Genomic DNA, 21,395 nt, shown 5'->3' on the forward strand with positions numbered 1-21,395 from the left:
TCAGGCGCCGCTCATTTCTGCAACGCGCTCTTCGACAAAAGCCCTGGGGCCCAGCCGCTGAAGTCTGCTTTCACGGCTGTTGAGCCACCAGCCAGCCTGAACGTTCCAGTCGGCGTAGGGACTATGCGGGTCGGCCGCACCCAGCGTCTGCTGCGCATGCAGCGGGAATTGCGGATCGCGTAGCGCGCTGTGCCCCAGCGCGACGATGTCAGCCTGGCCCGAGGTCACGACTGTCTCCGCCTGATGCGGGTCGACGATCAGGCCGACGGCCATGGTGCCGATACCCGTCTCGCGACGGATCTGGGCGGCAAACGGCACCTGGAAACCATAGCCGATCGGATAGTCGAAGACGCCGAAACCACCGGAAGAACAGTCAACGACATCGACGCCGACCTTGGCCAGCTCCCTGGCGAAAGCCACGCTGTCATCAATGGTCCAGCCATCCCGACTGCCGTCCACCGCCGAGATACGCACGAACAGCGGCTTGTCCTGCGGCCAGATCTCGCGCACCTCGCGGGCAATCTCCAGCGGCAGACGGATGCGGTTCTCAAAGCTGCCGCCGTATTCGTCGGTCCGGTCGTTGGTCAGGGGCGACATGAATGCATTCAACAAGAACCCGTGCGCGCAGTGCAGCTCCAATACCTCGAAGCCAGCCATCAGTGCGCGGCGCGCCGCCGAGGTGAAGTCAGCCCGAACCTTGGCGATGCCCCTTGCATCGAGCGCGGTGGGTACCAGCCATCCCTCGGCCGCTGGACGCGCGCTGGGAGAGACCACCTGCCATGGATGCTCGCCGCGCGCAACATCACGCTCGTTCAGCGGACCATTCCCCTCGAAGGCGCGCTGAATGCTGGCTTTGGGACCGGCATGGCCGATCTGGATACCTGGGACGGCACCGTATTCTTTGGCAAAGGCCGCAATCCGAGCCAGGCCCTCCACATGGGCGTCATCCCAGATGCCCACATCGCCATGGGTGATCCGTGCCTCGGGGGACACGCCGGTGGCCTCGACCATCACCAGGCCGAAGCCGCCCAGCACAAAGCGCCCATAGTGGGCCATGTGGTATTCGTTGACAAAGCCGTTGCTGGCTGTGTACTGGCACATGGGACTCAGTGCCAGGCGGTTGCGCAGCGTCACTCCGCGCAAGGTCAAAGGCTCAAATAACTTGCTCATTTTCCAACTCACTATTGATAGATTGATTGATGGCCTTGCGGGCAGGCCGGGCAGTGGTTACGACCGCCAGCGTTCTCGCCTGCTGGTGCCGATTGCATCGAGCGAATCGAATGCCACGCGGCTGCATGCAGCGCTGCCAAATATGATTCACCGGTTCCACCTGCCCTGCTGATGATTTGTATCGACTGCTACAGAATGACTTCATTGTATAGTAATCACTACAGATAGTGTCAAGCGCTTTGATCCCAGAAGATTGATGACCATGTCAAACGCCGCATCTCCTCCAACCCCACCACGCAGCAAAGGACGGCCCCGCGGGTTCGACCGCGACGCGGCTTTGGTGCGCGCATTGGATGTGTTTTGGCGCCGGGGCTACGAGCCGGCATCGATGGTGGAGCTCTGCACGGCGATGGGCATCAACCCGCCGAGCCTTTACGCCGCGTTCGGCAACAAAGCCAAACTGTTTCTGGAGGCCGTGGATTTCTACGAACGCACTTATTGGGATGCGACCTGGGCGGGCTTGGAGACGGAGCCCGACGTGTACCGCGCGGTCGAAGCGTTCTTCAAGGAGGCGGCGGGCATCCTCCTGTCGCCCCACGCGCCCTGCGGGTGCTTGGTGGTACTGGCTGCCATCAACGTGTCAGCGGATTCCACAGAAGTCTCCGAAGCGATCAAGTCATTGCGTCAAGTCAGCAAGAGGCGGTTCGCGCAGCGTCTCAAACAAGGCGTCAGGGATGGCCAGCTTCCCGAGAAGACCGACGTCAAGTCCCTTGCAGCCACACTCAGCACTATGCTGGAAGGCATGTCAGTCCACGCACGCGACGGACTGGTTCACGCCGAGTTGGCCCGGATCGCGGCGCATGCGGTCAGGCTGTTGCCATCACGGTCGATCGAGAAGGCATAGCCGTCCGCGGGCTCTGTTTACAGGCAATAGCGCCACACACGCCCGAGCCGGAAAGCGGACGCGTCAATCCAGATGCGCGCCGACTTTCTTGATGACGTCGGCGAATCGGGACGATTCAGCGGAAATATGCTTGGCGAATTCGGCGGGCGTTGCCATAAAGGGCTCGTAGCCGAAAGCAGCGAACTTGTCGCGAACATCCTGCTCGCTCAGGGCCTTGGCGACATCGCGGCGGATTTTTTCCAGCACCGCCGGGGACACGCCGCGCGGCGCGGCGAAGGCGGTCCAGCCGCTGACTTCGAACCCCGCAGGCCCACCCGCTTCCGCGACCGTGGGCACGTCCTTGTACGCCGCGAGCCTGCGGGGCGCCGCGATTGCGAGAAACTTGAGCTTGCCGCCACGGTATAGCGGCCCCGCCGTGGCGATGGTCCCCAGCGCGAAGTTCAGTTCACCGTTGGCGACACCGCCGTAAAGCTGGTTCGTCTCCTTGTAGACGACGTGCTGCATCTGGGTGCCCGTCATTGTTTCGAGGAGCGCCGATCCAAGATGTGCGGGGTTGCCGACCGACCAGGAGCCATAGCTCAGCCTGCCCGGGTTCGCCTTGGCATCGGCGACCAGGTCGGCCACGTTGCGGTACTTGCTGTCGGCCGAAACGGTGATGAAGAAATAGGTCTTGAACACCGGCGCAATGAGTTCGAAATCCTTGTTGCCGTCGAAAGGCAGCTTTTTGAAGAGATGCGGGTACGCCGTCAGGTGCACGTTCTCCAGGTGGATCAGGTCGTGCCCGTCGGTAGCGCCGCGCTTGAAGGCATTGATGGCGATGAACCCGTTGCCGCCCGGCTTGTTGTCGACGGTGACGGGCTGGCCCCAGGCGCGTGCGAGCTTGTCCGCGACGAGACGCGCCACGCCGTCAGGCCCGCTTCCGACGGGGAACGGACTGATTATTCGCACCGGCCGCGTGGGAAACTGCGGCTCCTGCGCGAAAGCCGCCGCCCCGGGGAGCAAACAGGCCGCCGCGAGCAGCGCGGTTCGGCGGCTGAAGATGGTGGGCGTTTTCACTCGGTTTGCTCCTGGTAGTTATCGTGAGGAAATCGCCTCAGGCCAATCTGATGGCCTCGGCGATCAAGCTGGTGCAGCGTTCGAATGCTGCGGCTGGCCGGCAGCCATCCGGGCCGTCACCGACGCCACGCGCTCGCCGAACAGGCGCGCCGTCTCCAGGTCGCCCGCTGCCATTTCGCCGGCGCCCGCGTCGGAAGGCGACTGCGCGATGGCGCCGCTGAAGGAGACGAGGTAGTTCACGTCGTTGCGCTTCGCGTCCTTGGTGTTGCTGGGCATCAGCCCCTGGCTGACCCAGATCATCCCGTGCTGCATGGCCATCGTGAACAGCGCGGTGAGCGTCGACTGCTTGTCGCCGTTCACGCCGGCGCTGTTGGTGAAGCCGGCGGCAATCTTGTCCTTCCATTCCTGCGCATACCAGTACTTGGACGAGGCATCGGCAAATTTCTTGAACTGCCAGCTGACGCTGCCCATGTAGGTGGGCGTGCCGAAGATGATGGCGTCGGCCGCCTTGAGCTGTTCCCAGCCGCCGGCCGGGAGGTTGCCCTCGGCGTCGATGGCGATGAGCTCTGCGCCGGCGCCTTGCGCCACCGCCTGAGCCATGCGCTGGGTGTGGCCGTAGCCGGAGTGGAAGACGACTGCAATGGTGGGCATGCAAAATTCCTTTGATTTGGTTTCGTTGGGTTGGGGATGTCAGGCGGGGGTCTCGTAGGCACCCAGGTCTTTGGCGACGAGCCGGTTTCTCAGTTCGCCCAGGCCGGTCGCGCGGACGACCACCAGATCGCCCTCCTTGAGGAACACCGGCGGTGTCCGTGCGTTGCCGATCCCGCTGGGGGTGCCCGTGAGGAGCACGTCGCCCGGCCTCAGGGTCATTCCAAACGAGAGTTCGCTCACCAGCTCGGCAATGCCGAATGCCATCTGCGATGCACTTGCCTGCTGCATCACTGCGCCGTTCAATTCGCATTCGAGAGTGACGTTCGCCAGGTCGACGTCGTCGCGCAGCGTGAGCCACGGGCCGAGGGGCATGGTGCCGTCGATGCTCTTTCCTTTGAGCCACTGGCCGCCGTGCCGGCGTTGCAGGTCGCGCTGGGAAACGTCGTTCGCAAGGCAATAGCCGAACACGTGCGCCATCGCGTGCTCGCGAGGGATGCTGCGCCCCTCTTTGCCGATGACGAGCGCAATCTCGGCCTCGTAGTCCCATTTTCCGGAAATGACGGCGTCGAACGCGATGTCGTCGTGCGGCCCGATCAGGACATCCGGTCCCTTGGTGAAAAAGGTCGGGGCTTCGGGTTTGGGGACGTCCTGCCCTTCGCGCTTGCCCTCGCTCTCGTAGAAGTGGTCCCAGTAGTTCCATCCCGTGCACAGCACGTCGCGGCGCAAGCGCCGGATCGGAGACAGAAGCCGCAGCTCGGAGAGCGCAGTGCCTTCGGACTGCGGAGACTCGCAGAGCTTGCGCAATGCCGGAATCGCGCTGTCGCATGCGTCGATCACGCGTTGCATGTCACCGAACTCACGCGGAGCTATCACGACGTTGCCCTCCGCGCGCAGACAGGCGAGGCGCTCCTCGCCGGTGCGCAGTTCAACAGTTCCTAGTTTCAAGAATTTTCCTCAGAGTTTGAGCCGGCTGTCCCAGGGCGACTCGCCACCCCAGTTGATGCACACGCTCTGCCGGCGCATGTAGCCCTTCCAGGCATCGGACCCGGCAGTTCGACCGCCGCCCGTCTCCTTTTCGCCGCCGAACGCAGCACCGATGTCGGCGCCGGTCGTGCCCATGTTGACCTTGGCAATACCGCAATCGCTGCCCGCGGCCGAGAGGAACAGCTCGATGTTGCCGAGGTTCGTGCTGTGGATGCCGGACGCCAAGCCCTGGGGCACGCCGTTGTGGATGTCGATGGCCTCCTCGATGGTGTCGTACGCCACCACGTACACGATGGGTGCAAACGTTTCGTGCTGCACGCAAGGCCACTCCGGACGAACCTGCGTGATGAGCGTCGGCTCCACGTAGTGGCCGGGGCGATCGATGCGCCGGCCGCCGAAAACGACCTGGCCGCCCAATGCAGCGGCGTCGCGCACCGCGCTTTCGAAGTGGCCCACGGCGGCTTTGTCCACGAGCGGCCCGACCACGACGCCGGGATCGCGCGGGTCGCCGATTCGGATCTGTGCAAAGGATTTCTTCAGCAGCTCCACGAGCTCGCCTTCGACGGAACGATGCACGATGACCCGGCGCGTGCTGGTGCAGCGCTGCCCGGTCGTGCCCACGGCGCCGAAGGTGATGCTGCGCGCGGCCAGCTTGAGGTCCGCCGTCTCGTCCACGATGCAGCCGTTGTTGCCGGAGCACTCCAGCATGTAGCGCCGCCCGAGCGTGCGGCCCACGACGCTGGCCACCTTGCGGCCCACCGTGGTGGACCCGGTGAACGAGACCAGTGCGACACGCGCGTCGGCCACGAGCAATTCGGCGAGCTCGTTGCTCTCTGGAATGAAGAGCGTGAACACGCCTTCGAAGCCCATTTCCTGCATGGCGATGTTGCTCAGGTGCTGAAGCGCCAGGGCCGTGAGCGGCACCTTCGGACTCGGCTTCCAGACCACGGTGTTGCCGCCGATCGCGGCCAGGAAGCCGTTCTGGGCCCACACGGCCGCGGGGAAGTTGTAGGCCGAGATGACGCCCACCACGCCCAGTGGAAGCCACTGGTCGTACATGCGGTGCTTTGCGCGCTGCGACTGCTGCGTGAAGCCGTACAGCATGCGCGACTGGCCCGCGGCGAAGGTCGCCATGTCGACCAGCTCTTTCACCTCCGACCGAGCCTCCATCAGCGACTTGCCCGTGTCGAGCGCGACGATGGCCGCCAGACCTTCGAGGTGTTCGGTTGCGAGCTGTCCGATGCGCAGCACCAGTTCACCGCGCCGCGGTGCCGGCACCATGCGCCAGGACTGCTGCGTGGCGACTGCCGCGGCCATGACCTTCTCGTAGTCGGCGGCATTCGCACCAGCAACGCGGGCGGTCACCGTTTCGTCGGCTGGATTGACTGCGTCGATGAGTGCGCGGTCTTCGGTTGTGCTCCAGCCCTGGGGGCCGGAGCAGGCGCCGGCATGAATCGGCTGGATGCCGAATTGGCGCAGCACTTCTTGCGTGTCAAACATTTGCGTGAGTTCCTCAGGTTTTGGAAAGGAAGCCGGAGATGGACTGGTCCGTGTGGAACGCCGGCTTCTCGTAGTAGTGGGGGCCGTCGTAGATTTCGATCAGCACGCTGCGCTCGTGCGCGACCGTGGGGCCGTGCGGATGGTCCTTCGGGTTCATGTAGAACGAACCCGGAGTCAGCCGAAGCTGGCTGTCCGTGTACTCGTAGTCGCCTTCCAGGCAGTACATGAACTGGTTGGACGCATGCGAGTGCTTCACGGGGATGCGGCCGCCCTTCTGGTACTCCAGCAAGGCGATGCTGGCCCCGGTGTCCGCGTTTTTCCAGAGAAAGTACTGGCGAAATCCGTACTCGGAAAAGTCGATCCACTTGGCCGGATCGAGCTCCTGCGTTCGGATCAGCAGTTCAAGGGTCTTCATCGTGGCTTCGTTGGGCGGATTCATTGCAGAACCTCCAGTGAGGGACGCCCGGCCGCGACCCAGCCGTCGTATTCCTTGCGGCTTTCCGGGGTCGCCGGAAACAACCCGAAGATCGGGCGCCCGCGTGAGATGTGCAGTGCCGCGAAGCGCTCGTAATCGACCGCCTCCAGTGCTTCCTGGGCGATCTCGTCAACCAGGTGCTGCGGGATCACCACCACGCCCTCGGCATCGCCCACCAGCACATCGCCCGGGTACACCGCCACGTCTGCGCAGCCCACCGGCCCATTGAGCTCGACCGGGTGCATGGCGATGGGCGTAGCCGGCGGCGCGGCCTGCCGCTGATAGGCCGGCAGGTTCGTGGCGCGGATACCGGGTGTGTCCCGGAAGCCTCCGTCGGTGACCACGCCTGCCACGCCACGCTGGCGCATGCGCAACGCCATCAGGTCGCCCGCGGCAGCCGAGCGCACGCATCCGCCCGTGTCGATCACCAGCACGTGGCCGGGCGGACACTCCTCCACGGCGCGGCGGTGCAGGTTGTCGTCACGGCCGTAGTTGGCCATGGTGTCGATGTCCTCGCGCGCCGGCATGAAACGCAGCGTGTAGGCCGGGCCCACCATCGACTCCTGCATTCCGGAAACCGGATGGAGCCCCAACAGGTAGGCGTTGCGGAACCCGCGCCTGAGCAGCGAGTTGGCAATGTTCGCCGTCCCCACCTGCGACAGTTTCTCGCGTGTGGCTGGCGACAGACCGGGTGCGACGTCGCTGTGAATCGGTTGTTCCCTGAGGTTCATGATGGCCTTCCTCCATGTCCCAGCACGGCGACCGCTTCGATCTCCACCAGGATCGCGGCCTGCGCCAACGCGCTGACCTCCACCAATGTGGCGACCGGAAACGCGCCATCGAAGAATTCGCGGCGAGCCCGCCAGACCTGTTCGCGATTTGCGATCTGCGTGACGTAGATGTTGAGCTTCACCACGTCGCGCATGGTGCCGCCCGCGGCAGTGACCAGATGCTGGATCCGCTCGAAGATCAAGCGAGCCTGGTGGTACTCGTCGCCGCCCGCGGGCTGCATGTTGCGATCGCGGGCCGTGAGGCCTGCGACGTAAACCGTGTCGCCCACCTTGAGGCAGTTGGACCAGGTGCCCGGCGCCGGCTCGGTGACTTCGGGGCTGCTGATGCGTTGTATCGTCATTCGCTTTGTTTCCGTCAAGAAAAGAAGTCCAGAGGCGGTTTCGCCCCCCATTGGGTGGTCTCGTCGGCCGTGCCGGCGAAGACGCTGGCGCGGTGCAGGTGGTTCACCACGTCGCCGTCGGTGTAGTGCTCGATCCGGAAGCCGAAGGGATCGCGCCAGTAGTCGAAGATCTGGCTTCCCAGCAGGTGCCTGCCGACACCGCAGTCGAGCGTGTAGCCTCGCTCCAGCAGGAAGTCGTGCGCGCTCATCACCGCATCCAGCCCGTCCATCTCGAACGAGCAGTGATGCACGCCGACCACCGGCGCCTGCAGCACGAGCATGCAATGGTGGTCCACCCACGCTTCCCCCGCATCCACCCGCAGGAAGCTGCCGATGGTGCGACCCGGTTGGCCGGGCACGGCCAGGTAGTCCGAGGCGATGAGCCCGAAGCGTTCGCGCAGCCAGCCCACCGACGCCTCGTGATCACTGACGTGCAGTACGAAATGGCCCAGGCGCCGCACCGGTTGGGTCTGCCGTGCCACCCGAACCGGCACGTTCTTGCGCGGCTTGGCTGCGGCGGCGTTGAAATCATCCGCTCGCGGAAGATGCAGCGGCTGCGCGGGCACGGCGCCGTACAAAGCATCGATCTCGAAGCCGTCGGGCATGCGCATGCGCACGCGCTCGCCACCGCCGGGAAGTTCGGACACCGGCTCAACCGCGCTCGAGCCCGGCAAGCGCGCCAGCGCAGCAAGGTCGGCGCGCGACGCCACCTGCAATCCGGCGCCGAGGAAGCGAGGTTCGCTGCCCAGTACGGCCTCGTAGACGAACGGCGCGGTGCCGCTCCCGCGCATCAGCAGGCGCTTGCCGTCGCAGGGCGCGGCCGGATGCATGCCGAAGTCGAGCAGGAAGGTCTCCAGTCGCGACAGATCCGGCGTCTGGTAGCGCACATAGGCCAGGTCGATCGCCTTCATGGGAGTGCCTCCTCTTGCGCGCCGGCCTCGGCGGGCGCATGTCCCAGAATGGTGGCAGCCAGGTCGCCGCGCGCACGCGCGGCCTTGGCGCTGCCCGACCAGACCAGCCGTCCGGAGTCCAGGACGTACACGCGATCCGAAAACGCGAGTGCCTTGGACAGGTTCTGCTCGACCAGCAGCACCGCCAGCCCCTGCTGCTTGAGCTGGTCAAGCGCCGCATAGCAGATGTCCACATTCTTCGGCATCAAGCCCAGCGACAGCTCATCGATGAGAATGAGATCCGGCTGCGCCATCAGCGCGCGGCCGATCGCCACCATCTGCTGCTCGCCACCGGAGAGCGTGCGTCCCATCGATCCGAATCGTTCCTGCAGCCGGGGGAACATGTCCAGCACGCGCTGCATGTTGTACGCAGCCACGCGGCCGGGTTGCGAATAGCCTCCCACCAACAAGTTCTCGCGCACCGTCATGTCGCCGAACAGCTTGCGGCCCTCGGGCGAGATGGCGATGCCGGCACGCACCCGCGCCTGCGGCGTCAAGGCGGTGATATCCCGGCCACCGAAACGGACATTGCCGCTGGTCGCGCGCACATGGCCGGCGATGCATTGCAACGTGGAGGTCTTGCCAGCGCCGTTCGGCCCGATCAGCGCGACGATCTCTCCCCTCTTCACCGTCAAAGAGAGTTCATGCAGGACGACGGCGGCGCCATACCCGCAACTCAAGCGCTCGACTTCAAGCATGGACTGCTCCTTCGCCGAGGTAAGCCTCGACCACGTGCGGGTTCGCCATCACTTCGGCGGCGCGGCCGTCGGCGATCTTGCGGCCGTTGTCCAGCACGACGATGCGCGGACAGATCCGCATCACCTCTGCGAGGTTGTGTTCGATCAGGAGGATCGTGGTCCCCAATGCATTCAGCCGCTGGATGAGGTCGGCCAGTCGCACCGCCTCGTCGTGCCCGAGGCCCGCCAGCGGTTCATCCAGCAGCAGCAACTGGGGCCTCGTCGCCAGGGCCCGGGCAACCTCCAGGCGCTTGAGCACCCCGAGCGGCTGAGTCGAGGGCATGCTGTTCGCCAAAGCCGCGATGCCGACCATGTCCAGGCAGCGCAGCGCTGCCTCGCGCAGGCACTTGCGATCCAGCGTGGCAACAGCGCGCCATGGTGTGAGGGTGATCTCGGCTCCGGCGGCCAGCACCACGTTGTCCAACAGGCTCATGTTGCGGAATGGACGCACGATCTGGTGCGACATCGCCATTCCGAGCCGCGCGCGCGCAGCCGCGGCCAGCCGGCTGATCGAACGGCCGCCGAATCGGATCTCGCCCGATCCGGGTGCGACCGCTCCGGAAATGAGCCGCAGCAGGGTGGTCTTGCCGGCCCCGTTAGGTCCAAGCAACCCCACCAGCTCCCCCGTTGCGAGTTCGAACGAGACACCGTTCACCGCAACGACTCCGCCGAAGCGCACGCCCAGGTCACGCACCTGCAACAGCTTCGTGCTCATGCGATCTCCTTCGCCCGCAGCAGGCGCAGCTGCTGCACCAGGCAGGGAAACAGTCCTTGCGGGGCGATCCGCATGATGGCGAACAGCAGCAGCCCGAACACCAGAAGCTTGTAGTCGTTCACGAAGCGGAACCACTCGGGTGCAAGGGTCAGCAGTGTCGCGGCGAGCACGCTGCCCCACAGCGAACCCATGCCGCCGATCACCACCATGGCGAGGATCATCACCGAGACGGGGAACCCGAATGCCTCGGCGCCCACGTTGCCCAGGTGATACGCGTACAGGCAACCGGCCAGGCCTGCCAGCGCGGTGCCGATCGTGAACGCCGCCAGCTTGTAGAGCGGCGTGTCGATTCCAAGGCTGCGCGCAGCCGGCTCATCGGCGCTGACCGCTTCGAAAACATAGCCCAGCCAGCTGCGCTTGACGACCCAGCAGACCAACCCTGTCAATGCCGCACAGGCAACCACCAGGAGCGGGTAGGCAGTACCGAGACCGGTCGCAGGTATTTGCGAGATGCCGAGCTCTCCCCCCAGTGCATCGGTCGTGCGCACCGCGCCGACGAACAGGAAGCCCGCCGCCATGGTCGCGATCGCCAGGAAATCATCCCGCACCCGCAGGCTGCAGAAGCCGACCACCAGGCCGACGATGCCAGCCAGCAGCAAGGCAGAGGACAAAGTGACAGCCATGCCGAAGCCGGCCTTGGCGAGCAGCGCGGTCGCATATGCGCCAACGCCGAAGAACGCCGCGTGCCCCAGGCTCACCTGCCCGCACAAGCCCGTGATGAGGTTGAGACTCAGCGCCAGGATCACGTGGATGGCCACCAGGGTCAGGAGTGACGTTTCATAAGCGCCCATTGAGTCGCTCCTTTCTGTTTCATAAGCTGCACCAGCCGGCGACGCCAGTGGCCGCCGGAGAAGAGGCCTTCCGGCTTGACCAGCAGCACGGCGAGCATTGCGGCGAATGCCACGCTGTCGCGGTCCAGCACGTTGGCGAGGTAGGTCGATCCAAATGCTTCCACCAGGCCCAGCAGCAGTGATGCCACCAAGGTGCCGCCCATGTTGCCCAGCCCCCCGAGGACGATGATCGCCAGCGCCTTGTAGGTCGGCACCGCGCCCATCGATGGCTCCACCAGGTTGTTGAGCACGCCCACCATCACACCGGCGGCCGCGGCGAAGGCGGAGCCGATCGCGAAATTGAGATAGCGCACTTGCCGCAAGCTGATGCCGCACGATGCCGCCATGCGCGGCTCGCTGACGCTGGCGCGCCAAGCCATGCCGACGCGTGTGCGCGCGGCAAAGACTGCAAGGCCCACCAGCAGAATGACCGCCATGGCGACGGCGCCCAGTTCGGCGTACTTGATCTGCATGCCAGCGAGCACCACGGCGCCTTGCAGCGGCGGCACGCGGTAGGAAAGGCCATAGTCGCCGAACACCAGTCGCAGGAGTTCCTCGATGGCGAGAAACATGCCCACGGAAGCGATCAGGGGCACATACGGCGGCTGCTCGAGGATCGGTTCGTAGCAGAACCGGTACATCAGCATTCCGCAGCCGGCTACGGCCACCATGCTCAGGAGCATGCCCAATGCGAAGCTGCCCGTGGCGTTGGTAATGACCAGGCCCAGGTAGCCTCCGAGGGTGAACAGGCCCGCGTGCGCAATGTGCAGCACCCGCAGCAACCCGAACACCATGGCCAGGCCGATCGCGACCAGCGCGTAGATCGCGCCGTTGATCAGCCCCTGGGTGGTGAGATTCAGAATAAGGTTCATGGAAAGCGCACTTCTTGCTTGAAGATGGTCAAGTGGAGGCCAGGGCCTCAAGCGCGAAGAACCGGGCACCCCCGATGGCGCGAGTGGGACTCGCGAGCATTCAGGGATGTCACGTCGAATCCCGCCCTGGTGCGGAATGCCTCGGCACGCTGCGCGATCTCGGCTGCCGGGATGACATCGTCGATGTCGCTGAACCCGTTGGGAGCACGCTCCTGCACGAGGTCCATGATGATCTCGTGCGACAGGTTGCGGTTGGACAGGCAGATGTCGCGCATCGGAGCCAGCCGCTCCGCTTCGTATTCCTGCAGGGCGAACTCGGGGCGGTCCGGATGGTCGGCCAGATGCTTGGCCAGCACGCGACCGTCCACCACGGCCTGGGAGCCGGCCTGCGATCCAACTGGGTGCATCGGATGCGCCGCATCCCCCAGCAAGGTGACACGCCCGAATGACCAGCGTTCGACAGGGTCGCGATCGACTTTCGGAAACTCGAAAATGCTGTCCGCCGCTTGAATGAGCGCGGGGACGTCGAGCCAGTCGAACTTCCAATCCGCAAAGGCGTGCGCGAACTTGGCCTTGTCGATCCTGCGGTTCCACTCCTCGCGCGGCGGACCGTCACCGGACTGACCCAGTTCGAAGATGAAGTTGCCAAGGACGCGGCCATCGGGCAATTGACGGATCGGGTAGGCCACCAGCTTCTGGTTGCGGTGGCCGATCATGGTCATCGTGTTGCCGCCGAGCCAGGCCTCCACGGCCACGGCCGTGCGCCACATCAGCTGCCCGCCGAATCGCAACCCCTGCTGGGGATAAAAATGCTTGCGCACGCTCGAATGCAGGCCATCTGCGGCCACCAGGATGCTGCCCTTGACGGAGGGCAGCCGCTGCCGCGTCTCGCTGTCGATGAAGTGCAGCGTGACGCCATCCTTGTCCTGTTCGAACTCGGTCAAGGTGTGATTGGTGACGATGTTCTGCTCACCAATGCGCTCCCTCGCGGCCTTGAGCAAGAGCACTTGCAAATCGCCTCTGTGCACTGCGCACTGGGGCCAGCGGTAGCCCGAAGCGCTGCCGCGCGACTCGCTCCAGATCTTCTGGCCATGCACGCTGTAGAAGCCCAGGTTCTCGATGCCGACGGAAATCGCCATCAACGCGTCACCCAAGCCCAGCTCGGTGAGTTCACGCACGGCATTGGGCTGCAGGTGGATACCAAGACCCATCGCTTCGATGCGGGGCGCTGCTTCATAAACTTTGACGGGAATTCCTGCATCGTGGAGGCTGAGTGCCGTACTCAGTCCACCGATGCCTGCCCCAACAACAATCACTTCCATATCTGCTCCTTCAGAATCCGGATCACCGGACTTCCACAATCGTTTCGACTTCCATCGCCGTGTTGCTCGGGTTGGCGCTCACACCTTCCATGACCCGCGGATGCTTTCCGGCCTCACCGAACACCGCCGCGTAGAGCGTCGAGCAGCCTTCTGCAATCGGGGTGAGGTCGGTGAATCCGGGCTCCACGGCAATGTTGAAACGCACGTAGGCGATCCGCTTGACCCGATCCAGGTCCCCCAGCACGTGCTTCATCCGGGCGATCTGCCGCACGCACGCACGGCGCGCGAGCATGGGTGCGTTCTGCACCGAAATCTTGTCCGGAATGGATCCCTTGACCCATTGGCCGTTGGCATCTTGCGGAGCGGCGGACGAGAGAAACAGCAGGTTTCCGACTACGGCGCCATGCAGCCAGGGACCGCTGTCGGGCAGCAGGTTCGGCAGCTTGCCTTCGGGGTAGCCCATGGCGGTCAGTTCGGCCTTGAGCCTGGACTCGACCGTGCTTGCGCTTTGAGCCGATGCAGTGGCGGCTGCCAGCATCAGTGTGACCAGCACGAAGGCCGGTCGGATCTTGGAACGGATTGCGGTTTTCATCATGTCTCCTGGATTGACTCAACTGTCCTGACACTTGCCCAGCGGGCCCTCAGACGTCGCCGAAGTTTTCCTTCGCCATCAACACCGAGGCGCTGAAGCCGCCGTCGACGTTGATGTTGGCTGCGTTCCACCAGCCGGCGTAGTCGTGCTGCAGCAGGACCAGGGCCTTGGCCACGTCTTCGGCGCTGCCTGCGTCGCCGGTGCGCTCGGCGTCCTTCTTCAGCAGGGCCTCGCCGTGTGCCTGCACGAACTCCGCATGCATCGGCGTGTAGGTCAGTCCCGGGCTCAAGGCATTGATGCGGCGCCCCGTGCCGATCCATTCAAGCCCCGTCCTCATGGTCCAGATGATCAGCGCCTCTTTGGACCACGCATAAGAAATCGGGCTCTCCTGAGGATTCGCCTTGAGCCACTGCAGGCCCTCTTCGAAACTCTTGGTCTCGACCAGCGGCGTGAAACGGTCCAGGTGCTGCTCCCAGCGCACCGCCGTGCTGGAGGCGACGTTGAAGACAGCTGACTTGGCCTTGAGCCTCGGCACCATCGCGAGGGTCAGGTGCCGCGTGCCGAGGAAGTTGACGCGAAACTGCATGTCGGTCGAAGCGAGCGACGACACCCCCGCGACGTTGATCAGCGCGTCATAGCCGTCACCTGCCGCAGCGACGGCGCGATCGATCAGCGCGGGATCGCTCAGATCCAGGTGATGAAAGGCTGCGAGTGGCAGCGGCTTGCTCAACTCGGCGCGATCGGCGCCCACGACTTCGGCGCCAGCTCGAATCAGCAGCTCGGCGGTGGCGTGACCGATTCCTGAGGCCACGCCAGTGACGAAGAATTTCTTGCCGGAAAGATTTAGGTCCATGTGTTTCTCACGTAGTGCATGTCAATGAAGATCCAGCGACTGCTTGAAGCGCCGCGCGCACTTCGTGCCGCTGGACCAGTTTTTCTCGCGCTTTACCGGAGCGCGCTCCCGTTTGTTTTTCGAACGCGTCCAACCTGGACCACGCCTGGAAGTCCAGGAAATCGACGCCGCGGTCGCGAAGCAGGTCGGCAATGTCGTCGCCAGCCGCCGGCTCACCCAGCGCGCCGGCCTGCAGGTCGGCCAACAACGTCGCCACGGTTTCCACGCTGTCGTTGCGGTTGGTGCCGATGACGCCGCTCGGGCCGCGCTTGATCCAACCGGTGCAATAGAGGCCCGGCTGTTGCACGCCTGACTCGTCGACGATCCTGCCGTTCACATGGCGCACGGTCGCTGCGCGTGCGTCGAAGGGAACGTTGGCCGGTGCAACACCCTTGTAGCCAACGCTGGCAAATACGGCATGGCAGGGCATGAGGAAAAACTCGCCCGTGCCGCGCGATCCCTGCTGGAAGGCGGATCCGGTCAAGGCCGTACGTTCCAGCACCAACGCTTCGACTTCGTCGTTCCCCTCCAGCCGCACGGGTGCCAGGCAGAACCTGAATTCGATGCACCGCTCGTTGGGAGAGACGGCATCGGCGGCCACATCGGAGAACTTGCGCAGAAGCACCACGTTCCTGCGGGCCTCGTCTCCGGCCGGACTCTCCAGCTCGAATCGGCTGGCCTCGTTGAATGTCAGCTCGTCGTCGCGCACCATCGCAGTAACGCCTGCAAGCTGCTCGAACTCGGCCAGTTCCTTGTTGGTGAACTTGGCCTGAGCCGGTCCACGCCTGCCGACCACGCACACCTTGCGCACCTTGCTGTTGCGAAGCGCTTCCAGCGCGTGGCTGGCGATCTCGGTAGAAGCCAACTCGTCGACCGGCTTGAGCAGGATGCGCGCGACATCCAGTGCCACGTTCCCATGGCCGACCACGACCGCCGTCTCGCCTGACAAGTCGAACTGAAGGTGACGGAAGTCGGGATGGCCGTTGTACCAGGCGACGAAGTCCGCGGCGTTGTAGCTGCCCGGCTTGTCGTCCCCGGGGATGCCGAGCCTTCTGCTGGCCTGGGCGCCGGTGGCGAGCACAACTGCGTGATACCGCCGCGTGAGGTCCTCCAGCTGGATGTCACGCCCGAGCTCCACCTGGCCGAACCATCGCAGGCCGGGCTTGCCCGCGACCATGTCGAAGACCTTGGTCACCGACTTGAGCTTTTCGTGATCGGGGGCCACTCCATAGCGAACCAGGCCATAGGGCGCATGCAGGCGTTCGAACATGTCGATGGCCACGCCAGGCACCTTCTTCTGTACGGCTTCTGCAGCGTAGAAGCCCGAAGGTCCGCTACCGATGATCGCGATGCGCATGGGGTTCATTCCCGCGTAGGAAATCGGCTCAACTGCCATAGCCCATGGCCTGCTGGCGGCTGAATGCCGTCGGCAATGGCTCGAGCTTCTCGGAGATGTTCGGCAGGCCAGCGGCGCGCTCGGCGTTCACCCCTCTCCAGTGCTCGAACTCGGCCGGCAGGTCTCTCGCTTCGTAGATGGCATGGACCGGACACACCGGGATGCAGGCACCGCAGTCGATGCATTCGACCGGGTTCACGTACACCATCGTGCCGTCGGTATGGAAGCAGGCCACAGGGCAGACGGTCACGCAGTCGGTGAACCGGCATCCATCGCATTTTTCCGTGACGATGACAGTCATGATCAGAACTCCACTATGTTGAAATCCGACTTCTTGTCGCCGCAGTGCGGGCACTGCCAGTCCGCCGGGATGTCCTCCCAGCGCGTTCCCGCGGCGAGCCCTTCCTCGGGCAAACCATCGCTCTCGTGGTACACCCAACCGCAGCTCAAACAGATATAGCTTTTGAAGTCCATGTTCTTTCCAGTCAAGGGATGAGGTCGATCAGCGCAGACAGCGGCGCATGAACTGCGCTGCATTGCTCAGGGCTTGGTCTGCTTCAGGTAGCTGCCCGGAAAAGATGGGCCAGACGTGTGGCATGTCCTTCCAGACTTCGAGTTCGACATCGACGCCGAGCTTGTCGAGCCTGTGCGCGAGAACCGCGGCATCGTCATGCCACATTTCGGTACTGCCGCAGGCAATGAAGCAGGCCGGCATGCCTTTCAGGTCAGCGCCCAAGGGCGATGCGAGCGGATGGGCCCAGCTCTCCTCCCCCATGTATTGCGCGACCCACGTATCGACGATATTGACGTGCACGAACTCGTCGAGCTGCGCATTGGTGCGGAATGACGGCAGCGAAGAAGTCAGGTCGAGCCAGGGCGAGAAAGCGACGATGCCGCGCGGCTTGGGCAGCCCTGCTTCTCGCGCTCTCAGCAGCGCGCTGAAGGCCAGGTTGACGCCGCAGGAGTCTCCGCCGACGAACAGGCTGCCTGGGTCGACTCCCTCCACTTCGATGAGGTATCTGTACGCGGCCAAGGCGTCGTCCGCCGCGGCAGGAAACCGGTGTTCCGGGGCCAGGCGGTAGTCGGGCACGAACACCTTGGCATTGGCGAGACGCGCCAATGGAACCGTGAGGGTCCGGGCGGTTTGGGGGTTGCCAAGGAAGTAGGCACCGCCGTGGAGAAACAGCAGATTGCAATCGGGTTTCGTTCCCGAAATGCTGACCACCTCGGCCGCTACACCGTTCATGTCCACCGAACCGAAGAGGTCGCCCTCGCGCCGCACGTACTCGCTGTAGCCCTCCTCCATCATGCCGATGATGGCCAGCCTGCGTTCCTGCACCGACACCGCGTCGGGGCGCTCGCAGCTTGCGCGAAAGCCGCGCGTGTTCTCACGCACCGCTTGCGACTGCGGACTCGATCGTTCGATGCTCGTGTATTTCACGGCTCAGGCCCTCACCGCATCCGCTTCGATCACGACGGGCACGGAATCGAAGCCGTGCTCGTTGCCGGTTCCCCCGAGGTGGGGTTTCACGGGGCGATCGGGGTCCAGCTGGATGGAAGCGATCGTCTCGAAAAAATGCGTCATGGCCTTGGACAACTCGCGTCGGGCGAGGACGGCGCCGATGCAGGTGTGGACCCCGCGGCTGAACGACAGATGCTCACTCACGTTGGGCCGGTCGATGTTGAACTCCTCGGGGTTCTCGAAGACGTCTTCGTCCATGTTGCCGCTGCCGGTGCACAGCTTCACGATGGAGCCCTTGGGAATCGTCACGCCGCGGATCGTGATGTCCTCAGCTGCGATACGAGGGTTCGACTGCAGCACCGGCCGGTAGCGCAGGGTCTCGTCAATGAAGGCGGGGATGCGCGTGCGATCGTCCTTGATGCGCCTGAACAGCGCCGGGTCCTGCGCCAGGATGCCGATCGCGCTGCTGAGGGTGAAGGTGGTCGTTTCATGTCCACCCGTGAACAGCATGTTCATGAAGTCGGCCACGTTGCGCACGGACAATTTGCCGCCCGGTACCGCGTTCTGGGCAAGCAGCGAGCCGATGTTGTCTTCCGGATGTGCGATGTAGTCGCGCACCACACCTTCGAGGAACGCGACAAGATCCGCCTGGCCCTTGTGGTCTTCCGGCTTGCCTGGCAAGCCGAAGGCCTGGCCCATTGCCCTGAGCGAGCAGCCGATCCAATAGTCGATCTGTTGCGGGTCGATCTTGATCCCGAGCATGTGGTTGACCACTGCCGCCGGGAACAGCTGGCAGTACGTGGCGGCGTCGCCACCCCGGCCGTCCAGCAGGTACTGGAAGGTCTCGCGGTTGATGCGGTCGATGGCCGCATCGATCAGATCGATGCCCTTCTTCGACAGATGCGATTGCACGCTGCTGCGGATCGTGGTGTGCTCGGGCGGATCCTTGAACATCAGCCAGCCGACGGTGTCCGTGACCGCGGCGGAAAACCGCTTGTGGTCCAGTGCCGCCGCCTTGATGTCGTCGTACTTCGTGATCATGTAGACCACATTGCCGTTCGGCAGATCGACCCGGTGTACGGGGTCGTTCTCTCGGCACCAGCGATAGTGTTCGTATGGAAAGACTTGGTAGGTCTGCGTGCCGAAGTCCCAGGCCAGGTCATCGTGGGCCACTTTGCGTGTACGGGCGTGATAGGTCATTTGTGTTTCACCTTCATTGACGCACCAGGGGTGCGATGGTCTTTTCCGGGGGTTTCACTGCTCAGGAGGTGCCAGCAGGCCGGCGTCGTCTATGACACCGAAGCGTTGCCACTTGCCGTTGCGGACGATGGACAGCGGAAAGTTCTTCTTCACCTCGCGCAGCTTGTTGAAGCTGACCCGACCCATGACGGTCATGACTTCGGTGGTCTCCAGCGCCGCACGGATCCTGGCCGGCTCGTCCGACTTTGCGTTGCGCAAGGCAGCCAGCAGGACGGTCGTCGCGGCATGCGTCGTCGCGGCCACCGCAGCTGCGGGCGTTCCTGTCGCCGCCTTGTAGCGGCCGAGGAAGTCCACGATCGCCGGGTCCTGTGAGCCCCAGTCGATGACGTTGGTGATCACGGTGCCTTCGGCTGCCGGGCCGGCGATGTCGATGAATTGCTGTGGACTGAGCGATTCCGCACCCATGATGTCGGCCGTGACGCCGGCGCTTCGCAATTGCGACACCAGCGGGCCTCCGGTGAAATAGAACCCGGTGGCATAGATCGCTTGCGGGTTGTCTGCCTTGATGGATGCGATCAGCGGCCCGAACTGGCGATCGGTCGGTGCGTATTCGTACTCCTTCACGATCTCCAACCCAAAGCGTGGCGCCGCTTCCTTGAAGCCCGCAACCAGCGCCTTGCCGAAGTCCGTCTTCACCGTGAGCAGCACGACGCGCTTCTTGTGCAGCAGCTCGCTCATCGCCTTGGCAGCAGCGCGGCCCTGCACTTCGCCCACGCTGGTGACGCGGAACATGTAGTTCCCGCCCCGCGTGATTTCGGGCGCCGAGGACACCGCGACCACGTAGGGCAGTTGCGCCTTCTGGAAAACCGGTGCGGCGGCGCGCGCCGGCGCGGAATAGGCGGCGGAGATCACCGCGCGCACGCCCTCGCCAATCAGGCGGTTGGCAACCTGCGCCGCGTGTTCAGGCTTGCCCTGGTCGTCCTCGACGACGAGCGCAAGCTTTCTGCCGGCGATGCCGCCTTGCGCGTTGGCCTGCTCGATCGCCACCCGGGCGGCTGCGAGTGCTGCATTGCCGTCGGCCGCGGCAGGACCGGTGAGGCCGGCATGAAAGCCGATCTTGATGGGGGCCTGCGCCCACGCGCCTGAGGCCAGGCCGGCGGCAAGCACCAAGCCGGCGGCCCAGCGCAGCGACTTATTCAACATGTTTTCGTGCTCCTTCAGAACGTTGGTCGGGCTAGCGATCTGTGTACTTTTTGGGGCCTTTTTCTATCCCCGGGAGCCGAATGATGGGCGCGCAAAGTCCCCGTGACAATTAGAAAAATAAGTGCTCGATATAACGTTTTTGTTAAAACGCCACCCCCTGAATCCAGGCTCGTCTTGGTTGCTGCGATGATTCGCGTCTTGCCGCTCTCGCGGGAATGCATATCAGGAGACATCCGATGGCCAAACTGGATTGGTACATCCGCGCCGGATTGAAGCTGCGCCACCTGCAGGTCCTCGTGGCCCTCGATGACCTTCGTCATCAAGGCAAGGTGGCCACCGCCATGAACGTGACGCAGCCAGCGCTGTCCCGCACGCTGACGGATTTGCAGGCGGCCATGGGCCATGCGCTTTTCGAACGTACCGGTCGCGGACTCCGGCCGACGCCTTACGGTGAATGTCTGATCCGGCACGCTCGCAAGGTCCTGCAGGATCTGTCGGAGGCAGGCGAGGAACTGCACGCGCTGGCCACGGGAACGTCCCGCAAGATCCGTGTAGGCGTGCTACCGGCGTCGGCCGGTTGGCTGCTCCCCAAGGCGCTGATGCTCTTCAAGCAAGCCTCTCCCAAGTCGTCGATCATGGTTCGCGAGGCCACCATGGACGTCCTCCTGGGAGAACTGCGGCTCGGGCACCTTGATCTCATCGTCGGCACGTTACCGTCCCAGTTGGCCGCAACGAACCTCGAGGAAAAGGCCCTGTTCGAGGACGCGACCATGCTGGTTGCCCGCAACGGCCACCCGCTGGCGCGGGGCGAATGCAAACCGACTTGGCGCCAACTGGTGGAATGTCCGTGGGTGTTGCCGCCACATGACTCGCTGCTGCGCCAGCCCCTGCTCACCGCATTCGAAATGAACGGCGTCGAACCGCCCATCAGTTTCGTCGAGACGCTTTCGCTGAACGTCACGCTCGCTTACCTGCAGGGCAGCGACGCGATCGCGACTTTGCCCGCCTCGCTCGTCCACAAGTATGCGGAACTCGGCACCCTGGCCCCACTGCGCACGGAGATGCCGCGCCTGGTTCGCCCGGTGGGACTGTTGTGGTTGCGCGGACACTCGCCCTACACCGGAGATGCCACCTTCGCTGAGTGCCTGGAGCAGGCGGCGCAAGAACTGTTCATCGGCACGTGAGCTTCTGAGCCGCCGCTCCCCGGATCCCTCTTCGCTTGGCCCTGGCTCGGGATGCAAGACTTCAACACA

The 21,395-nt window shown here is 64.2% G+C and carries 25 protein-coding genes; 3 read left to right on the forward strand and 22 right to left on the reverse strand.

From position 1 onward, the window contains the following. Positions 1-1,170: an NADH:flavin oxidoreductase/NADH oxidase gene (locus ASC78_RS06800; protein ID WP_055798329.1), complete on the reverse strand. Its 1,170-nt coding sequence runs from the start codon at positions 1,168-1,170 to the stop codon at positions 1-3. Between ASC78_RS06800 and ASC78_RS27395 the strand changes: the two genes are divergently transcribed. Together ASC78_RS27395 and ASC78_RS06805 are read left to right on the forward strand one after the other, a co-directional pair. Further along, positions 1,163-1,342 (forward strand): hypothetical protein, encoded by a 180-nt coding sequence (locus ASC78_RS27395; RefSeq protein WP_157634401.1) that lies wholly within the window; start codon positions 1,163-1,165, stop codon positions 1,340-1,342. The two genes, ASC78_RS06800 and ASC78_RS27395, sit on opposite strands and share 8 nt — an antisense overlap. A gap of 90 nt (positions 1,343-1,432) precedes the next feature. After that, the gene (locus tag ASC78_RS06805) at positions 1,433-2,074 is read left to right on the forward strand and encodes a TetR/AcrR family transcriptional regulator (RefSeq protein ID WP_055798738.1); all 642 of its coding nucleotides are present in this window, start codon (positions 1,433-1,435) and stop codon (positions 2,072-2,074) included. 63 nt (positions 2,075-2,137) lie between these two features. On the opposite strand, the gene ASC78_RS06810 is transcribed toward ASC78_RS06805, so the two are convergent. The 21 genes from ASC78_RS06810 to ASC78_RS06910 form a co-directional block, all read right to left on the reverse strand. After that, the gene (locus ASC78_RS06810; RefSeq protein ID WP_055798331.1) at positions 2,138-3,130 is read right to left on the reverse strand and encodes a Bug family tripartite tricarboxylate transporter substrate binding protein; all 993 of its coding nucleotides are present in this window, start codon (positions 3,128-3,130) and stop codon (positions 2,138-2,140) included. 63 nt (positions 3,131-3,193) lie between these two features. Beyond that, positions 3,194-3,781: a flavodoxin family protein gene (locus tag ASC78_RS06815; protein ID WP_055798335.1), complete on the reverse strand. Its 588-nt coding sequence runs from the start codon at positions 3,779-3,781 to the stop codon at positions 3,194-3,196. Positions 3,782-3,820: 39 nt separating this feature from the next. Continuing rightward, positions 3,821-4,726, reverse strand: a complete 906-nt coding sequence (locus ASC78_RS06820) for a fumarylacetoacetate hydrolase family protein (RefSeq protein ID WP_055798338.1) — start codon at positions 4,724-4,726, stop codon at positions 3,821-3,823. Between the two features lie 9 nt (positions 4,727-4,735). Then, positions 4,736-6,265 (reverse strand): aldehyde dehydrogenase family protein, encoded by a 1,530-nt coding sequence (locus ASC78_RS06825; RefSeq protein WP_055798341.1) that lies wholly within the window; start codon positions 6,263-6,265, stop codon positions 4,736-4,738. A 13-nt stretch (positions 6,266-6,278) separates the two neighbouring features. Then, a complete protein-coding gene (locus ASC78_RS06830; RefSeq protein WP_055798344.1) occupies positions 6,279-6,704 on the reverse strand; it encodes a cupin domain-containing protein in 426 nt (141 codons plus the stop codon). Continuing rightward, positions 6,701-7,471, reverse strand: coding sequence for a ribonuclease activity regulator RraA (locus tag ASC78_RS06835; RefSeq protein WP_055798347.1), 771 nt, complete (start codon positions 7,469-7,471; stop codon positions 6,701-6,703). The genes ASC78_RS06830 and ASC78_RS06835 overlap by 4 nt, the downstream gene beginning before the upstream one ends. Further along, positions 7,468-7,872 carry a RidA family protein gene (locus ASC78_RS06840; protein ID WP_055798350.1) on the reverse strand — a complete coding sequence of 135 codons (405 nt, stop codon included), beginning with the start codon at positions 7,870-7,872 and terminating at the stop codon, positions 7,468-7,470. The genes ASC78_RS06835 and ASC78_RS06840 overlap by 4 nt, the downstream gene beginning before the upstream one ends. 14 nt (positions 7,873-7,886) lie before the next feature. Then, positions 7,887-8,822 (reverse strand): VOC family protein, encoded by a 936-nt coding sequence (locus tag ASC78_RS06845; protein ID WP_200934277.1) that lies wholly within the window; start codon positions 8,820-8,822, stop codon positions 7,887-7,889. Next, a complete protein-coding gene (locus ASC78_RS06850; protein ID WP_055798353.1) occupies positions 8,819-9,559 on the reverse strand; it encodes an ABC transporter ATP-binding protein in 741 nt (246 codons plus the stop codon). The genes ASC78_RS06845 and ASC78_RS06850 overlap by 4 nt, the downstream gene beginning before the upstream one ends. After that, entirely contained in the window at positions 9,552-10,313 is a 762-nt protein-coding gene (locus tag ASC78_RS06855; RefSeq protein ID WP_055798354.1) for an ABC transporter ATP-binding protein, read from the reverse strand. Before ASC78_RS06855 ends, ASC78_RS06850 begins: the two co-directional genes overlap by 8 nt. Beyond that, positions 10,310-11,164 (reverse strand): branched-chain amino acid ABC transporter permease, encoded by an 855-nt coding sequence (locus tag ASC78_RS06860; protein ID WP_055798357.1) that lies wholly within the window; start codon positions 11,162-11,164, stop codon positions 10,310-10,312. The genes ASC78_RS06855 and ASC78_RS06860 overlap by 4 nt, the downstream gene beginning before the upstream one ends. Continuing rightward, positions 11,137-12,075 carry a branched-chain amino acid ABC transporter permease gene (locus ASC78_RS06865; protein WP_082517455.1) on the reverse strand — a complete coding sequence of 313 codons (939 nt, stop codon included), beginning with the start codon at positions 12,073-12,075 and terminating at the stop codon, positions 11,137-11,139. Before ASC78_RS06865 ends, ASC78_RS06860 begins: the two co-directional genes overlap by 28 nt. Positions 12,076-12,122: 47 nt before the next feature. Further along, entirely contained in the window at positions 12,123-13,397 is a 1,275-nt protein-coding gene (locus ASC78_RS06870) for a flavin-dependent oxidoreductase (RefSeq protein WP_055798359.1), read from the reverse strand. 22 nt (positions 13,398-13,419) lie between these two features. Continuing rightward, a complete protein-coding gene (locus tag ASC78_RS06875) occupies positions 13,420-13,992 on the reverse strand; it encodes a RidA family protein (protein WP_055798362.1) in 573 nt (190 codons plus the stop codon). Positions 13,993-14,038: 46 nt separating this feature from the next. After that, complete coding sequence (locus ASC78_RS06880) at positions 14,039-14,842, reverse strand: coniferyl-alcohol dehydrogenase (RefSeq protein WP_055798366.1); 804 nt, start codon at positions 14,840-14,842, stop codon at positions 14,039-14,041. A 7-nt stretch (positions 14,843-14,849) separates the two neighbouring features. Then, positions 14,850-16,238 carry an FAD-dependent oxidoreductase gene (locus tag ASC78_RS06885; RefSeq protein WP_235505010.1) on the reverse strand — a complete coding sequence of 463 codons (1,389 nt, stop codon included), beginning with the start codon at positions 16,236-16,238 and terminating at the stop codon, positions 14,850-14,852. Between the two features lie 28 nt (positions 16,239-16,266). Next, complete coding sequence (locus ASC78_RS06890) at positions 16,267-16,578, reverse strand: ferredoxin family protein (RefSeq protein WP_055798368.1); 312 nt, start codon at positions 16,576-16,578, stop codon at positions 16,267-16,269. Positions 16,579-16,580: 2 nt separating this feature from the next. Further along, entirely contained in the window at positions 16,581-16,751 is a 171-nt protein-coding gene (locus tag ASC78_RS06895; protein WP_055798371.1) for a rubredoxin, read from the reverse strand. A 28-nt stretch (positions 16,752-16,779) separates the two neighbouring features. Next, a complete protein-coding gene (locus ASC78_RS06900) occupies positions 16,780-17,718 on the reverse strand; it encodes an alpha/beta hydrolase (protein ID WP_055798376.1) in 939 nt (312 codons plus the stop codon). A gap of 3 nt (positions 17,719-17,721) precedes the next feature. Continuing rightward, positions 17,722-18,939, reverse strand: coding sequence for a cytochrome P450 (locus ASC78_RS06905; RefSeq protein ID WP_055798378.1), 1,218 nt, complete (start codon positions 18,937-18,939; stop codon positions 17,722-17,724). A gap of 54 nt (positions 18,940-18,993) precedes the next feature. Continuing rightward, positions 18,994-20,142: an ABC transporter substrate-binding protein gene (locus tag ASC78_RS06910; RefSeq protein WP_055798380.1), complete on the reverse strand. Its 1,149-nt coding sequence runs from the start codon at positions 20,140-20,142 to the stop codon at positions 18,994-18,996. A 236-nt stretch (positions 20,143-20,378) separates the two neighbouring features. On the opposite strand from ASC78_RS06910, the gene ASC78_RS06915 reads away from it, so the two are divergent. Next, positions 20,379-21,326, forward strand: coding sequence for a LysR substrate-binding domain-containing protein (locus tag ASC78_RS06915; protein ID WP_055798384.1), 948 nt, complete (start codon positions 20,379-20,381; stop codon positions 21,324-21,326). Positions 21,327-21,395: the final 69 nt, after the last annotated feature.

The organism is Variovorax sp. Root318D1 (assembly GCF_001424835.1).
In the GTDB taxonomy this organism is placed as follows: Bacteria; Pseudomonadota; Gammaproteobacteria; order Burkholderiales; family Burkholderiaceae_C; genus Variovorax.

Excerpts from the sequence above, each read along its gene's own strand:
- ASC78_RS06890 (WP_055798368.1), bottom strand. The coding sequence starts at position 16,578 with ATGACTGTCATCGTCACGGAAAAATGCGATGGATGCCGGTTCACCGAC.
- ASC78_RS06860 (WP_055798357.1), bottom strand. The coding sequence starts at position 11,164 with ATGGGCGCTTATGAAACGTCACTCCTGACCCTGGTGGCCATCCACGTG.
- ASC78_RS06805 (WP_055798738.1), top strand. The coding sequence starts at position 1,433 with ATGTCAAACGCCGCATCTCCTCCAACCCCACCACGCAGCAAAGGACGG.
- ASC78_RS06855 (WP_055798354.1), bottom strand. The coding sequence starts at position 10,313 with ATGAGCACGAAGCTGTTGCAGGTGCGTGACCTGGGCGTGCGCTTCGGC.
- ASC78_RS06875 (WP_055798362.1), bottom strand. The coding sequence starts at position 13,992 with ATGATGAAAACCGCAATCCGTTCCAAGATCCGACCGGCCTTCGTGCTG.
- ASC78_RS06840 (WP_055798350.1), bottom strand. The coding sequence starts at position 7,872 with ATGACGATACAACGCATCAGCAGCCCCGAAGTCACCGAGCCGGCGCCG.
- ASC78_RS06915 (WP_055798384.1), top strand. The coding sequence starts at position 20,379 with ATGGCCAAACTGGATTGGTACATCCGCGCCGGATTGAAGCTGCGCCAC.
- ASC78_RS06865 (WP_082517455.1), bottom strand. The coding sequence starts at position 12,075 with ATGAACCTTATTCTGAATCTCACCACCCAGGGGCTGATCAACGGCGCG.
- ASC78_RS06885 (WP_235505010.1), bottom strand. The coding sequence starts at position 16,238 with ATGCGCATCGCGATCATCGGTAGCGGACCTTCGGGCTTCTACGCTGCA.
- ASC78_RS06870 (WP_055798359.1), bottom strand. The coding sequence starts at position 13,397 with ATGGAAGTGATTGTTGTTGGGGCAGGCATCGGTGGACTGAGTACGGCA.
- ASC78_RS06830 (WP_055798344.1), bottom strand. The coding sequence starts at position 6,704 with ATGAATCCGCCCAACGAAGCCACGATGAAGACCCTTGAACTGCTGATC.
- ASC78_RS06880 (WP_055798366.1), bottom strand. The coding sequence starts at position 14,842 with ATGGACCTAAATCTTTCCGGCAAGAAATTCTTCGTCACTGGCGTGGCC.
- ASC78_RS06825 (WP_055798341.1), bottom strand. The coding sequence starts at position 6,265 with ATGTTTGACACGCAAGAAGTGCTGCGCCAATTCGGCATCCAGCCGATT.
- ASC78_RS06845 (WP_200934277.1), bottom strand. The coding sequence starts at position 8,822 with ATGAAGGCGATCGACCTGGCCTATGTGCGCTACCAGACGCCGGATCTG.
- ASC78_RS06850 (WP_055798353.1), bottom strand. The coding sequence starts at position 9,559 with ATGCTTGAAGTCGAGCGCTTGAGTTGCGGGTATGGCGCCGCCGTCGTC.
- ASC78_RS06910 (WP_055798380.1), bottom strand. The coding sequence starts at position 20,142 with ATGTTGAATAAGTCGCTGCGCTGGGCCGCCGGCTTGGTGCTTGCCGCC.
- ASC78_RS06905 (WP_055798378.1), bottom strand. The coding sequence starts at position 18,939 with ATGACCTATCACGCCCGTACACGCAAAGTGGCCCACGATGACCTGGCC.
- ASC78_RS06895 (WP_055798371.1), bottom strand. The coding sequence starts at position 16,751 with ATGGACTTCAAAAGCTATATCTGTTTGAGCTGCGGTTGGGTGTACCAC.
- ASC78_RS06800 (WP_055798329.1), bottom strand. The coding sequence starts at position 1,170 with ATGAGCAAGTTATTTGAGCCTTTGACCTTGCGCGGAGTGACGCTGCGC.
- ASC78_RS06835 (WP_055798347.1), bottom strand. The coding sequence starts at position 7,471 with ATGAACCTCAGGGAACAACCGATTCACAGCGACGTCGCACCCGGTCTG.
- ASC78_RS06815 (WP_055798335.1), bottom strand. The coding sequence starts at position 3,781 with ATGCCCACCATTGCAGTCGTCTTCCACTCCGGCTACGGCCACACCCAG.